Below are 15,136 nucleotides of genomic sequence, written 5' to 3' on the forward strand. Positions count from 1 at the left end.
CAGTCCCTTTTTCATGTTTTGAAGAATTGCCTGAGGAGCAATATTATTTCAGCCCAGGGTGAAAACCTGGGATTAAGAATGAAATGTAATTAAACCGCGTGATTGATAACAACAATGGATGCATGTTCATGACGGTTTATTGCTGAAATAGAATAAAAGGAATTTTGTTGTGTTTTTCCGATGAATAGGAGTATATAATATTCAGTTAGAAACCATTTCCAGATTAGCTTGTTGTAATCTTTACAACAAAAAAAGAGTTGACGAAAAGATATGCCCGATTCTCATAACATACTGGTCGTTGGTTTTGGACTGGCAGGTGCTGCCGTTGCCGCACATCTGGAGAAAAGAAAAGCAGACTACACGGTCATTACTTCCCCTTCCAAATCCAGCTCATCACGAGTAGCAGCAGGCATGTTCAATCCTATTGTATTCAGGCGACTGCTGAAAACATGGATGGCTGACACGATTCTGCCTTATGCTGAAACTTTCTATCGGGAGCTTGAGGAAAAGCTCAATGCAGAATTCTATCATCCGGTGCGGTATTATAAACTATTCGGAAAGGAGGAAGCTGAATTCTGGGAAAAGCGATCCCTGCTGGATGATACAAAGCCATACCTGTCAGAGACTGTTATACCTGATCTGAGCCAGAATTACCTTAAAACACCTTTTGGTGCAGGAGAGGTTTTTGGTGCCGGATATGTGGATATCAACACGTATCTTGATGCTTTCGGACATTACCTGAAAGCTTCAGGAAAGCTGATTATTGATGATCTGGACTATTCTGAGATTGAACTGGTTGGACGAAAAGCACATTTCAGAGAGAAGGTTTATGATCGGATTGTTTTTTGTGAAGGAAGTCATGCTATACATAATCCGTGGTTCGGCGATTTACCTTTTAAACTGACTAAGGGTGAAGTCCTGACCATTGAGAGTGAACTGGACATGGATTTTGCGGTCAATAAAAATGGATTTGTGCTGCCACTGGGCAATCATCGCTACAGGGTTGGTGCCACCTACGAGTGGAAGGATCTGACAGAAGAACCGACTGAAGAAGGCAGGGAAACACTGGTCGGGAAATTCAAAGCGATATCGGATGCGGAATTCAGCATCATTGAGCATAATGCGGGCATACGGCCAACACTGGCAAACCGGAGACCAGTGTATCAGATTCACGATATATACAGGCAACTGGCCGTCTTTAACGGGCTTGGCACCAAAGGAGTGATGCTGGCGCCGTATTTTGCAAATGAACTGGTAAAAAGTTTGTAGTGGGAGTGGGACATTGAATCGTGTTCCTACAAATAAAAAGAGGTTGCCTTTCGACAACCTCCTAAACTATAATGAATATTTAATTGCTTACTTAGCGTAACTTACTGAACGTGTTTCACGGATAACAGTGATCTTCACCTGTCCCGGATACGTTAGCTCATCCTGAATACGTTTGGCAATATCGAATGATAGCGTTTCAGAATCTTTATCCGATACTTTGTCAGCTCCAACTATTACACGCAATTCACGACCTGCCTGAATGGCGTATGTTTTGGTGACACCTGGATAGGAAAGTGCGAGATCTTCCAGGTCTTTCAGTCGTTTGATATAGGCCTCAACAATTTCACGACGGGCACCCGGACGTGCACCTGAGATGGCATCGCAAACCTGTACGATAGGCGCCAGTAAGGTGGTCATTTCCACCTCATCGTGGTGTGAACCAATGGCGTTAGCCACATCCGGCTTTTCCTTGTATTTCTCAGCCAGCTTCATACCGAATACGGCATGTGGCATTTCCGGCTCATCATCCGGCACTTTTCCGATATCATGTAACAGACCTGCACGTTTTGCTTTTTTCGGATTCAGCCCCAGCTCCGATGCCATGATAGCACAGAGGTTAGCTGTCTCGCGCGAATGTTGTAGCAGGTTCTGTCCGTAAGAAGAACGGTATTTCATTTTACCGACCAGGCGAATCAATTCGGGATGCAGGCCATGAATACCAAGGTCAATCGCTGTGCGCTTACCGGTTTCAATAATCTCCTCCTCAATCTGTTTGCGTACCTTGTTTACAACTTCTTCGATACGTGCAGGGTGAATCCTTCCGTCCGATACCAGCTGGTGCAATGCCAGACGGGCAATCTCACGGCGTACGGGATCAAAACCACTCAGTACGATGGCTTCCGGAGTGTCGTCTACAATAAATTCCACGCCGGTAGCTGCTTCAAGTGCCCTGATATTACGTCCTTCACGGCCGATGATCCGTCCTTTTACCTCATCAGAATCGATGTGGAAGATGGTCACGGAATTTTCGATGGCAGCTTCTGTAGCAACCCGTTGAATGGTTTGAACCACGATTTTTTTCGCCTCTTTATTGGCGGTCATCCGTGCTTCGTCCATAATTTCGTTGATCAGGGACATGGCGTTTGTTTTGGCCTCATCCCTCAACGATTCAATCAGTCTCTCCTTGGCTTCTTCAGCAGATAATCCTGAAATAGCTTCCAGATGTTCCACTTCCTGTTTGTGCATGCGTTCCAGCTCTGTTTGTTTTTTATCAACTATTTCCAGTTGCTGATCCAGATTGGTACGTATGGCATCCAGTTCGTTACTTTTACGGTTCAGTTCATCGTTTTTACGTTGAACATCTTTCTGTTGATCTTTAATGCGGTTTTCCGCAGCCAGCATCTTATTGTTTCTGGCATTTATCTGTTTCTCATGTTCGCTCTTCAGCTGCAGAAATTTTTCCTTAGCCTGAAGAATCTTATCCTTTTTGATCACTTCACCTTCCTGTTCGGCTTCCTTAATGATTTTGGAAGTCTTTGATTTCAGGAGTTGCTGGATCATGACCCAGGATATTAAACCGCCCACAAGAAACGCTCCAATACCTATTAAATATGACTCCATTGTTACATTTTATTAATGTTTATATATAAAAAAAGCACCATTCTCAGACCGTTATGATTACAGTCTTAAAATGATGCGTATCGTTGATAAAATATCTTCTCTATGAATGCTGTTGCTCATTCTTAAGGAAATCCCCGAGCTCTGCGTTCAGATCCCGTAGTTCCTCTACAATAGGATTTATGTCTTTTTTGTTCTTTAAATCAACCAGCTCCGACACCAGGTCGACAGCTGCCATTGCTAAATAATCCCGTTCTTCCCCTTCTGAATAACTTTCCCGATATTTTAACACCTTATCGGTTATGAGTTTCGCAGCTTTTCTGAACTTTTCTTCATCCTTCCTCAGAATCCTGAGTGGATAGTATTTCCCGGCTACATTCAAATGGATGTTAAATTTTTCGTCACCCATTTCGTTATTCATTTAACAGCTCTATACACTTATCAATATCCCGCACCATCAATCCAATCTTTTTCCTTAAACCTTCTTTTTCTTCATCACTTCCGGAAAAAGCCCTGGATATTTTCAACATCTCGTGATTGTGATTTAATTCATCATACCTCTCATTTGCTTCAGACAGGCTTGCTTTTAATGCGACGTTTTCTTCGTTTAACGTTTTATACGATTTTTTAAGCTCTGTCAATTGCCCCTTTAAAACGGATATTTTTTCTTTCAGATCCCTGAGCAATATAGCCTGTTCGTCGGTCATTTTAAGAATTAATCACTTACAAAAATAGTTAAGCAACGTCAAAATAAAAATTAATTGAGCTAATTTTTCAAAAAATGCAATATGCCTTTATATTTGTCGTCATTCAAAATAAGGCGTTTTATGCAAAAAGGATTGCACATCATCATATTTCTTGTTCTGTTTTCCGGTCTTCAGGCTCAGGTCGACAAATACCGGACGGGATTTACACCTCCACTGGATATTCCCTTATACCTGAGCGGCAATTTCGGAGAGACACGGGGAGGACATTTTCATACAGGTATTGATATTAAAACTCTGGGTAGAACCGGACTTCCTGTAAAAGCAGTTGGTGATGGTTATGTGTCGCGGGTTTATGTATCTGAAGGAGGTTACGGCAAAGCACTTTATATCACACATCCAAATGGTTTTACCTCTGTTTATGGTCATCTCGAAGGTTTTTCTCCAAAAATCGATGCCTTGGTTAAAGATCTGCAGTATAAGAACGAGGCATTTAAACTGAACCACATTTTTAAGGAAGGAGAGCTTACCGTAAAACAGGGAGAAATCATTGCAAATTCCGGGAATACAGGTTCGTCCGGTGGACCTCATCTGCATTTTGAAATCAGACGAACGGATACGGAGCATCCTGTAAACCCTTTGCACTGCGGCATGCCGGTGAAGGATGATATGCGTCCACAGATTGTTGGAATAAAAGTGTTTCCTGTTTCCAAAAAGGGAGCTGTGAATCGGACGACCGAAGGCCATTATTATCCTGCGGTCTTTTATGCCAATGCGTACCATCTGAAATCATCACCCCGCATAACTGTATCCGGTGAGGTTGGTATCGGGATAGAGACCTTTGATTATCTGACCGGGGACTGGAGTAAATGCGGAACCTACTCTGCCGATTTGTATGTAGATAATATCCTGACATTTTGCTGGACCATCGACAGTCTGTCCTTTGATGAAAGCCGGTGTATCAATACGGTTTGTGATTTTAAATCAAAAGTGGATGATCATAAATGGATCTACAAGATGTTTCGTGATGAACCCAATAACATCTTCAGCAACTATTGCAATGATAACACCGGAATCATCAACTTTGAACAACCTGGAACGCATACTGTAAAACTGATTGTACACGATGCGTATGGTAACCGGTCGGATTGTGAATTTAAGGTGCAGGCCGAAAAAACAACTATTCCTCATGTGAAGGATAATGGTATCATGCAGGTTAGCTGGGATGAAGGCGGCACTTATGCCGATGATTCCCTGCAGGTGATCTTTCCCCCCAAAGCCTTGTTCAATACCATAAATTTTGAACTGAAGAAGGAACCATCAGCAGATTACTGGTCTCAGATCTATACCGTACACAAGGACAATGTAGCCATTTTTAAAACCATTTCTTTAAAGATAAAGCCTGAAAAAACCGGGGATATGAAAAAACTGTACATTGCCGGTATAGGACGGTCCGGTAAGCCGGAAGGTTTTTATGGAAATACAGAAGCGGATGGATGGATATCAGGATCGTCCAGAAGTTTTGGACGGTATGCCCTTGCAAAGGATACCGTTGCACCGGAAATCCGGTCACTGGATGTGAGTGATGGTCATAACATTGCATGGAAAAAGGAACTCCGGTTTAAGATTAAAGATGATGAGTCGGGAATTGCATCCTTCAGGGGAGAGATCGATGGCAAATGGATTCTGCTGGATCATGAAGCGAAAAAAGATATGCTGACCTACACCTTCGATCCGTCACGCGTTGAAAAAGGAAAAGATCATACCTTGTTTGTAAAGGTTGAAGATAATGTGGGAAATGTGAAGGTATTTTTGTGTTCGTTTACATGGTAGATATACAATTAGGAATTACTGTTATCCGGTTAAATCAGAGATTCCTCGTTTCACTCGGAATGACAGGCATTTGCTGGCTGTTGGACTGGAGGATGGGTTAGTTGATTCGCAACAACCCATCCTCCGGTCACATATGAACCTAAAAGACTGTCATTCTGAGCGTAGTAAAATGAAGCGAAGAATCTTTATTAATATTGATTTTTAGCCTGACATCTATAATTACGAATGTATAATGAACAATGATTAATTTTCACTCTTCATTTAATTAATCTGCAAAACTGTGTAAGAACACGTAAAAGTGTGTCTTGTGTCTTGATTCTTATGTCTTGCTTCTAATAATCACTGTTTCACATTCTTCATGGAAAGGGCGATGCGTTTCCGGTCATGATCGATGCTTATTACGCGGACAAACACCTGCTGATGCAACGAAACTTCCGTAGTTGGGTCGCTGACAAATTTATCGGCCAGTTCCGAAATATGTACCAGTCCGTTTTCTTTAATACCAATATCTACAAACGCACCAAATTTTGTAACGTTACTGATGATTCCCGGCAGAACCATGCCCGACTTCAGATCGGTTATCTTACGAATATTCTGATCGAACTCAAAAACCTTAATCTGTTTTCTCGGATCACGTCCCGGTTTTTCAAGTTCCTTGATGATATCGGTTATGGTTGGGATTCCAATGGATCCGGTGACAAACTGTTCGTGTTGTAAACCGCCCAGAAGTGTTTTATCGGCAATGAGATCTTTCACCTCTTTTTTAAGGGTGCGTGCCATGGCCGTCACAATATGGTATGATTCCGGATGAACAGCAGAGTTATCCAGTGGATTTAAGGCATCAGGAATGCGAAGAAATCCTGCACACTGTGTAAATGTTTTGTCTCCCAGTCCGGGGACTTTTTTGATATCCTCACGCGACTTAAATATGCCGTTATCCTTCCTGTAATCTGTTACTGATTCAGCGACCTTCGGCCCCAGACCGCTCACATAACTCAGTAAATGTTTAGAGGCTGTATTCAGATTTACGCCCACATGATTCACGCACGATTCCACTACCATATCCAGCGACTTCTTTAGTTCGTTCTGATCCACATCGTGCTGGTACTGTCCCACGCCGATGGCTTTGGGTTCAATTTTAACCAGTTCGGCCAACGGGTCCATCAGCCGGCGTCCGATGGAGATGGCACCACGAACCGTTACATCGTATTCCGGGAATTCATCGCGTGCCAGTTTCGATGCCGAATAAACCGATGCGCCTGCTTCGCTGATCACAAACACTTTCAGTTCGCGGTCGAAACGGATACGCTGAATGAATGATTCTGTCTCGCGGCTTGCTGTTCCGTTTCCGATAGAGATGGCCTCAATTTTAAACATTTCTACCAGGGATGATAATTTTTTCATCGCCAGTCCGGTCTGACTCTGCGGCGGATGAGGATATATGGTTTCGTTGTGCAGCAGGTTGCCCTGTTCGTCCAGGCAAACCACCTTACAACCGGTACGAAATCCCGGATCAATGGCGAGAATACGTTTTTGGCCAAGTGGAGGAGCCAGCAACAACTGTCTGAGGTTATTGGCAAAAATATTGATCGCGTCCTTATCCGCTTTTTCCTTGGAAAGGGCCGCAAATTCGGTTTCAATGGAAGGTTTAATCAGACGTTTATAGGCATCTTCCATGGCCTGATAAACAAGATCGGACGATGCCGTATTGCCTTTTACAAAAAAGCGTTCCAGGTGATGTAAAGGTGACGCTTCCTCGGGAGAGATGGATACGCGCAGAACGCCCTCTTTTTCAGCCCGCCGGATGGCCAGTAAACGATGAGATGAAATACGTTTCAACGATTCCGAAAACTCAAAATAGTCACGGTAATTGTCCCCTTCCTCTTCTTTGCCTTTGATGACCTTGGCCGTCATGACCGCTGCTTTTTCAAAACTCCGGCGCACGATATTACGGGCCGTTTCGTGTTCGCTGATCCATTCCGCAATGATGTGCTGTGCGCCTTCGATGGCTTCATCGGTGGTTTTGACTTCGTCATTCAGAAAGCGACGGGCACTGTATTCCGGATCATCCACCTGTTGTTTCATGATGATCTTTGCCAGCCCTTCCAGTCCTTTTTCGCGGGCAATCTGTGCCTTGGTTCGCCGCCTCGGCTTGTAAGGCAGATAAATATCTTCAAGTTCAGTAGAAGAGAAGCAATTTTTAATCTTTTCCTCCAGTTCGGGCGTCAGTTTTTCCTGTTCACGAATGGTATTCAGAATGGTTTCCCTGCGCTTATCAAGCTCCTTCAGCTTGTCGTACTGCTCACTTATTGCAGCGACTTTCACCTCGTCAAGATTCCCGGTAAGCTCCTTGCGGTAGCGGCTGATAAAGGGAATGGTGGCGCTGTCGTCAAGCAGATATATGGTGTTATTTACCTGGCTTAGTTCAAGCGAAAGGGTTTGTGCGATTATGTCAGCGATCTGTTTCATGGTCAATTTCTGTATCAAATTCAATCCTCAACTGAATAGGTTCTCCATCATTCAGGGCATGCAGGTTGCTCATTGAAATTCCCAGAAGCCGAACCGGACGTTCTTCGGTTTCAAGGGCTTCAAGCAACATGTTATTTGCGCTTGTAAAAATAGTGTTTTCATCCGATATGGCATTGATCAGACTGCGACTTCTGGTGATCTGTTCAAAATCGGCAAATTTAATCTTCACCGTGATGGTTCTGCCCAGGGCCTGGTGTTTCAGCATCCGTTCACTTACCTTTTCAGCAATTTTTCGGAGTTCGCCGGACAAGCTTTCCCTGCTGTACAGATCCTTTAAAAATGTATCTTCTGCTCCAACCGATTTACGGATGCGGTCGGGTTCCACCGGCCGGTCATCAATGCCTCGAACGATGTTATAGTAAAATGCGCCGGCTTTTCCAAAAATCTGTATCAGGTTCTGCTGACTCATGGCCCGGAGATCCTTCCCGGTATGAATCCCCAGCGTATGCATTTTCTCTGCCGTTACTTTTCCTACTCCAAAGAATTTTTTCACGGGTAATGCATCCAGAAAATCCTGTGCCTGTTCCGGTGTGATCACAAATATCCCATCCGGTTTATCCATATCTGAAGCCACTTTAGCCAGAAATTTACAGTACGATACGCCGGCAGAAGCTGTCAATCCGGTTGTGGTTTTTACCTTTTGCTTAATTTCTTTGGCGATCAGTGTGGCTGACGGATTATTGAATTTATTTTCGGTAACATCAAGGAAAGCTTCATCAATGGAAAGGGGTTCAACCAGATCGGTATACTGATGAAAGATATCCCGGATCCGGTTGGATTCGTACCTGTATTTGTCAAAATTCCCGCGGGTAAAGATCAGATCAGGACATTTGCGTTTAGCCGTCACCGATGGCATGGCCGAATGAATACCGAATTTGCGGGCCTCGTAATTGGCAGCCGCTACCACACCCCGCGCATTGGGACTGCCAACCACCAGTGGTTTTCCCTGCCACTGCGGGTTGTCACGCTGTTCAATGGCGGCAAAAAAGGCGTCCATATCGATATGTATGATTTTGCGGATCATGATGCAAAATTAAATGACTCATCATCAAAAATTAATTTTTATTAGTACTTTTAACTATTATAGAATGTAAAACCGTTGATAAAAACCTGATAGAATTCTTTTGAATGGGAACCTGTTTAATCCAATAATAGTATTTAAAGCTGAAGAGCAGAACAAATATTATTGCAAGGAATAGGGATTTGCTGGGGGAATTTGTACATCAATGCTTTTTCAACGGAATTAAAGTTAATACTATGAAAAAGCTGATACTTATTCTGGTTTTTATATTGAACATATCAGGTATCTCTGTTTACAGCCAGGTAAACTTCAGAAATGGATTTATCATTACCAATGATCTTGATACGATTCAGGGTAAGGTTGATTACCGGTCGGACAAACGCATGTGCAATCTTTGTTTGTTTAAACCAGAAAAAGGTGTCAGAACAGTATATCTACCCGGAGAAATATCTGCATATGGTTTTACAGGTGGTTGGGTTTTTGTATCCCGGAAAATTGATGGGAAACCAAAATTTCTTGAATTACTTATTAAAGGGGAAGTAAGTTTATACTATTATATTTCCAAAACTGAACAAAGATACTTTTTGGAAAAAGGGAATGGTGAGCTTGCTGCCCTTGATTATAAGGAACGTTCTGTATATATTAATCAGGATAGTATTGGAAATGATGGAATAAAATACAGTTCAGATAATGACTTCCCCCGGTATGGTGTTGTACAATTAAAAGGAGTTAAAGTAGGGAAAAAGGAAGTTGAAAATGCTCCGCTGAACGCTGAAGATTTAGGGCATTATACCTTTCATTCAACTGAGTTTAGAAAGGTCTTGCTGGATTCTTTATCCGACGTTCCGAAACTTGAAGAACAGATTAATCGTATTGAAAGACCCAATCACCACAGTTTATTAAAACTCATTGAAGCGTATGATGAAATAAAGAGTGGCGAAGACAACTATATGGTATATCATAATTTACACATTAAGCCGGAATTTATTCTTGGTGTTGGTTGGTTAAATATTAGCTTAAGAGGCATTCAACCTGAAGAAAGGTTATTAATGTACAGTTTAAAAGGGTATTACCCTGTTTCGGGAGAAATATTATATCTGGGCCTTGGCTTTCAGCGTACACTTACGGAATCCCGTTTTTATTCGTATAAAATTTCAAGAATACCCGTGTCGCTCAAATACCAGTATCCGGGAAAAATAATTAAGCCACAGGTTTCACTTGGACTGAATATCTACAATATTAAAAGTGCATATAGTTACTGGGATGTATGGGATTATGTTCCCTCATACTCCGTTGGTGTTGCTTTAACAGTATATAAAGGTATATCAGTAGCTTACAGTTTCGATGCTGATATGCTGGGAAACTCCAATACATCATCAGCCGTCCTGTTTTTTAGCTATTCCAATAATATTGGGTTGATGGTGAGTTTTTAATGCTGGCAAACAAGGAAGATAAATTACTTGTCAGGACAAAACTTTTGCTTATTTTTGATATGAAACTGTTTGCGGTTGACCTGTTTGAGGATTGAATAATGCATATTGTAATGAAGAAAACCTGCCATATGAAAAAGATTGTTTTAATATTTCTTCTGTTAACATCCATCATCCTTAATGTTTTACCTAATAAGCGAAATACTCCCATTAAAGCCGTTTTAGGTCTTAATTATTCAGAACATATCAATTCTGATGATTGCTGGTTTGAATATACACCAAAGCATCCTACCTATTTGGTAATATCCAGTTGCGATGAAACGGACGAGGATACATATTGTGAAATTTATTACATCAATTCAGATCATCCAATTGAGGAGAACGATGATGCATGTGATGCACAGTCCAGCATCCGGTTTATTGCTGAAAAGGATTCTACTTATTTAATTCGCTGGAGGGGCATTTATGCAAAAGGCGATTATAACTGGAAATTGGAGGAAGAGAATATCGGTGTCGGAGAACATGTAACAACGGCGATAGAAATAGGGAAGAACCATATAGACATTGAAATTCCGCCTGGATCGACCAGATGGTATAAATATACGAGTAATGACTTCGAAATGCTGGAGTTGATATTCAGTAGGGATATTGCTGGAATGTATTTTGGAGTACCAGATCAATATTTTAAATTATACAGTAATGCTAAAAGTTCGTGCATAGTTTCAACCGTTAAAGGAGAAGTCTACTATTTTAAGTTAGAAAACTACAATATTAGTCTTTCAAAGCATGAGTATTTGGAAATTAGGAAAAAAGAACCGGGCAGTGGCAATATATTTTATCTGGCAGAAGAATTAACATTAAATGATACGACAGCGATTGACTATGATGCTTTTAGAGACCATTGGTATCATTACAGAAGTGATTCTTCCGGGTATTTAATTATTGATCCGATTTCTAATAATACCAGGTCCTCATTGACAGTTTTAAAAAAACAAACAAATGAAATAGTGGATGTTATTGTAGAAGAGGTGACTTCATATAAAAACCAGTTTAAGTTTAGATACGAACCTGGTGTTGAATATGTATTCAGGCTTAGATTAAGTAATGAAAGCTATTTTTTCGCCAGGGAACATAATTTTTATGAGGGAGAGACACGGTTTGTACCCATTACAATAAAGGAAGGTGTACATACCATTAAAATGCAAGCAGGAAGTGGCCTTTGGTATCGCTACATGCCAGATTCAAGCATGACCATTCAAATTACGACAGAGTATTTTCATGAAAACACAATTATTCAGGTATATGAAGAAGAAAGTAATTCATCGCTTGTAAGCACGGCATATAATCCGCAATCAAGAGAAAGCAAAGTGGAATTTGAAGTGGAGAATAACAAATCATATTTAATATACATCGGGAAAAGTATACTCAGTTCAGATACTAATTTTTTGTGGGATTTAAGGGAAAATCCCAACGATTGCCTTTCTCCAATAGAAATACAGAATCAAGTATCTGTTTCAGGGAATACAGAGTTTTGGTTTCAATATGTGACTAAAAGCAGATGTAAACTTGAAGTTGTAAGTTCCGATTCGGGTTCAGTAAGGAATATATCTGTGTCATTATATAAGAATTGTGATTCATTACTGGATACTTGGAATGATTTGTACTTTTTACCCAATGATACTATTTTGATTCAATCAAGGGGGAATAATATTATTAATGACTATAGAATTTATGTTGTTGAAACACCTGTTGAGAAGGGGGTGAAATATTTTCCTATTTTGATTACTCAGGGTAATTATAGCACAAATACATTAACTGATACCTGGTATGAATTTATCCCCGAAAATAATGCTAAAGTGGTGGTTGATATGCAGGATTTTCCAGACTCCGTGCCACTAATTGAGGTGTATAAGTATTTAGATAACACCAGATTTGACGGAACATATAATTTAACATCACATAGAGCTGCCATTAAATGTAATGCAGGAATCCCTGTTTATATAAGGTTTTACAACAATGACTCAGAGGATTCCGTCACATGGGAGATAAAGGAACAGGCAACTGAACCTGGTGATGAGGTGAGAAAAGCTCTCGAAGCCAGAAGCGGCATAAATACTTCAGCTAAATTAAACAGTATGCCGTCGTATTATTTCTTTGTTCCAAGTGTAACGGGCGAAGTGCTAATATCAAGTTATGAATTAACAGATCAGGATACTTATTTAGTTGTTGTTGATAGTGTAAATCAGAAATATTCTTCGAGGTGGAATGATGATTATTTAAGTAAACAATCCTACATAAGAATGAATTGTTACAAAAATGATACACTGTATCTCATTTGGAGAGAATATAATATTACGGATGCTTATTCCTGGAAAATTGAGGAGTATGCCTTTGAAAAAGGTGATCATAAAGAAAATCCCCTGGATGCTTATGAAGGAATAAATCACTGTGATTTTTCAGGCTTCAGAAGTAAATGGTTTAAATATACCGCTAAAATTAACGGTAAGCTCAATATTAATAATTGTGATTTTGAACCTTTAAATTATGATATGGCAGAGATTGCCATTTATTCTGATAGCACCATTATATACAACAAGTCAGAAAATTGCGGTGAAAAACAATTTAGCAATACAATAGATTGCCAAAAAGGATCAACATACTATATTAATTTTGTTAAATGGAGTTCTGATCCAACTCAAAAAATGGTATGGACTCTTAAAGAATTACCTTATGCAGAGGGAGAGACTTGCATCAATCCAATTGCAATAGAAGAAGGATTCAACTTATCAGACCATAATATTAGAAAGTGGTTTTCATATACTGCCAAGGAGAATTCTGAAATTACCATTTCGTGCTGTGAATTTAAGAATGGAAGTCATTCTGATTTACAGGTTTATAAAGAATGTAATAACCAAGCCATCTGGACTTCGAAAGAGTCGTGTGATTATAATTATCCCAGTTATACATTTCAGGCTTATAAGGATATGACCTATATTTTATTTTGGGACGTATCTTATTATGATGATAATATATCATGGAATTTGACGGAAACACCGTTTGGTCCACATGGTAGATGTGAGGATTGTAAGCAGGCAATAGAAGGTAATAATGTTGCAACACATACAGATTATGGTGATCTTTGGTACACTTATACGGCTCCGGAAGATGGTGAATTAGTTGTATCCACTGAGCAGGATTCTCAAGTCAAAACGAGCATTGAACTGTATTCTGATTGTCCCGGTGCGTATAACAATAACATACTCAAAAGTGCAAATAATTATTATGTAGGAAATCAGATTGTTTTGGAACAGCGTTGTTTGAAAGGAAATTCTTATAAAATTTGTTTTCGTGGCGATGGAGTGAGGCAATCTTACAATTGGAATTTGTTGTTCAGAAATCAGGGGGAGTATTCTGATATCCCCATAAAGGCGTCAATCGGAGCAAATATCAGGACTGTTTCAAATGGTAAAACGCAATACTTTTTATTTGAGAATGATTCTGTGAATAAGGTTTACGATATAATTGTGCCAAAGAAAACTGATAAAAAGAGAACCATTAATGTAAGTTATGCCGATTCGAAATCTGATAATGGAATTGAGATTTATGATGATTCCACAAAGGCAAATATAATTGCTTTACTTAGGGTCGGACAAGGTTATTTAATTGAACTCAGTGGTGATCCTTTGGACACATTTGAATATATTATAAAGGAAAGAGATATAAATGATTTGAATGCCAATGAATCTGTTTCTGAACACGGTATATACAATATTGAATGGTATAAATTAGGGCGTACAGCTAATAATTATTACGGGTTTAAATCAGTAGATGCTGAATCTACAGTTTCTGGCGTAGAGATATACACATCGAATGGATATAGTATTTATAATAAGGATATTATTTCTTCTAATATATATGCGCCGGTTTATGAATTAGATACATTGAGCGAATATTTCGTGAAATGGAAACATGATCAAAGTATAGCAGATAGTTGGAGTATTATTCCTGTAGTACCCGAAACCTGTGTTGATTGTATTGATGCAAGGCTCGCAAAGATAGGAGCCAACACGTTATTGTTGGATGCACAGAATTTCTATCATAAATTGAGGGTAAACAAAACAGGAAAATACATTTTATCTGGAACGATACCAGATAGTATTGATGCAACATTAAATATCTATCTCTACTATGGTGATTGTGAGGATTTTAAGAGGATAGATAACCTGTCCTATAACAAATATAACGAACACATTGGCGATCAGTATGAAATTGATCTTAATCCATTGCTGGATATTTATACCTATTACCTTATATTTAGTTTTACCGACTTTCACGGGGTAGACATTTATAGTTTTGAATGGAATCTTGAATTTGATTCAACCTACACTGAGAAAAACTATTCAGATGATATTTTAGTATTTGAAAATCCTAATAATGGGAAGTTCAGCATATCCTTTACGTCTCTCAAAGAAGATGCATTATTGTCAATTTATTCTCTGACAGGGAATATAGTTTACCGGAGAATTATTAGTGAAGGGGAAGACAATCATTCCATAGATATATCAGATGAACCCAATGGAATTTATGTATTAAGTATTAAGTCAGAAGATTCAAATTTTCAGAAAAAGATTATAAGCATGGTTAAAGACTGACGCATTATTCATTTTTCATTATAAATTCTTCACTGATTTTGTTTACTTTTAAGTAGTTGAAAATGAAAAGCTCCCGTTCAT

Annotated in this window: 9 protein-coding genes; 4 read left to right on the forward strand and 5 right to left on the reverse strand. The window is 39.8% G+C overall.

Going from position 1 to position 15,136, the window contains the following annotated elements; all coding sequences use genetic code 11:
• Nucleotides 1-270: 270 nt before the first annotated feature.
• Nucleotides 271-1,269: an NAD(P)/FAD-dependent oxidoreductase gene (locus ACE1EF_RS15045; protein WP_375721503.1), complete on the forward strand. Its 999-nt coding sequence runs from the start codon at nucleotides 271-273 to the stop codon at nucleotides 1,267-1,269.
• Nucleotides 1,270-1,356: 87 nt separating this feature from the next.
• Here ACE1EF_RS15045 and rny read toward each other — a convergent pair whose 3' ends face one another.
• The 3 genes from rny to ACE1EF_RS15060 all read right to left on the reverse strand — a co-directional run bounded on the left by rny (nucleotide 1,357) and on the right by ACE1EF_RS15060 (nucleotide 3,593).
• Nucleotides 1,357-2,889, reverse strand: coding sequence for a ribonuclease Y (gene rny, locus ACE1EF_RS15050; protein ID WP_375721504.1), 1,533 nt, complete (start codon nucleotides 2,887-2,889; stop codon nucleotides 1,357-1,359).
• A 100-nt stretch (nucleotides 2,890-2,989) separates the two neighbouring features.
• The gene (locus tag ACE1EF_RS15055) at nucleotides 2,990-3,295 is read right to left on the reverse strand and encodes a cell division protein ZapA (protein WP_375721505.1); all 306 of its coding nucleotides are present in this window, start codon (nucleotides 3,293-3,295) and stop codon (nucleotides 2,990-2,992) included.
• A 4-nt stretch (nucleotides 3,296-3,299) separates the two neighbouring features.
• Nucleotides 3,300-3,593 carry a hypothetical protein gene (locus ACE1EF_RS15060; RefSeq protein ID WP_375721506.1) on the reverse strand — a complete coding sequence of 98 codons (294 nt, stop codon included), beginning with the start codon at nucleotides 3,591-3,593 and terminating at the stop codon, nucleotides 3,300-3,302.
• A gap of 120 nt (nucleotides 3,594-3,713) precedes the next feature.
• Here ACE1EF_RS15060 and ACE1EF_RS15065 point away from each other — a divergent pair, with 120 nt between their 5' ends.
• A complete protein-coding gene (locus tag ACE1EF_RS15065) occupies nucleotides 3,714-5,423 on the forward strand; it encodes a M23 family metallopeptidase (protein WP_375721507.1) in 1,710 nt (569 codons plus the stop codon).
• 339 nt (nucleotides 5,424-5,762) lie between these two features.
• Here the strand turns inward: ACE1EF_RS15065 and ACE1EF_RS15070 are convergent, their stop codons facing one another.
• Both ACE1EF_RS15070 and dinB read right to left on the reverse strand, forming a co-directional pair.
• Nucleotides 5,763-7,892: a Tex family protein gene (locus ACE1EF_RS15070; protein WP_375721508.1), complete on the reverse strand. Its 2,130-nt coding sequence runs from the start codon at nucleotides 7,890-7,892 to the stop codon at nucleotides 5,763-5,765.
• A complete protein-coding gene (dinB, locus tag ACE1EF_RS15075; RefSeq protein WP_375721509.1) occupies nucleotides 7,876-8,976 on the reverse strand; it encodes a DNA polymerase IV in 1,101 nt (366 codons plus the stop codon). Before dinB ends, ACE1EF_RS15070 begins: the two co-directional genes overlap by 17 nt.
• A gap of 233 nt (nucleotides 8,977-9,209) precedes the next feature.
• On the opposite strand from dinB, the gene ACE1EF_RS15080 reads away from it, so the two are divergent.
• Nucleotides 9,210-10,406, forward strand: coding sequence for a hypothetical protein (locus tag ACE1EF_RS15080; protein WP_375721510.1), 1,197 nt, complete (start codon nucleotides 9,210-9,212; stop codon nucleotides 10,404-10,406).
• Nucleotides 10,407-10,534: 128 nt separating this feature from the next.
• Complete coding sequence (locus ACE1EF_RS15085) at nucleotides 10,535-15,055, forward strand: T9SS type A sorting domain-containing protein (RefSeq protein WP_375721511.1); 4,521 nt, start codon at nucleotides 10,535-10,537, stop codon at nucleotides 15,053-15,055.
• Nucleotides 15,056-15,136 lie beyond the last annotated feature (81 nt).

This window comes from Quyinboa sediminis, from assembly GCF_042219855.1.
Taxonomy (GTDB): Bacteria; Bacteroidota; Bacteroidia; order Bacteroidales; family UBA5342; genus JBHJHP01.

Coding starts and splice junctions, on each gene's coding strand:
- ACE1EF_RS15045 (WP_375721503.1), top strand. CDS start 271: ATGCCCGATTCTCATAACATACTGGTCGTTGGTTTTGGACTGGCAGGT.
- rny (WP_375721504.1), bottom strand. CDS start 2,889: ATGGAGTCATATTTAATAGGTATTGGAGCGTTTCTTGTGGGCGGTTTA.
- ACE1EF_RS15055 (WP_375721505.1), bottom strand. CDS start 3,295: ATGGGTGACGAAAAATTTAACATCCATTTGAATGTAGCCGGGAAATAC.
- ACE1EF_RS15060 (WP_375721506.1), bottom strand. CDS start 3,593: ATGACCGACGAACAGGCTATATTGCTCAGGGATCTGAAAGAAAAAATA.
- ACE1EF_RS15065 (WP_375721507.1), top strand. CDS start 3,714: ATGCAAAAAGGATTGCACATCATCATATTTCTTGTTCTGTTTTCCGGT.
- ACE1EF_RS15070 (WP_375721508.1), bottom strand. CDS start 7,892: ATGAAACAGATCGCTGACATAATCGCACAAACCCTTTCGCTTGAACTA.
- dinB (WP_375721509.1), bottom strand. CDS start 8,976: ATGATCCGCAAAATCATACATATCGATATGGACGCCTTTTTTGCCGCC.
- ACE1EF_RS15080 (WP_375721510.1), top strand. CDS start 9,210: ATGAAAAAGCTGATACTTATTCTGGTTTTTATATTGAACATATCAGGT.
- ACE1EF_RS15085 (WP_375721511.1), top strand. CDS start 10,535: ATGAAAAAGATTGTTTTAATATTTCTTCTGTTAACATCCATCATCCTT.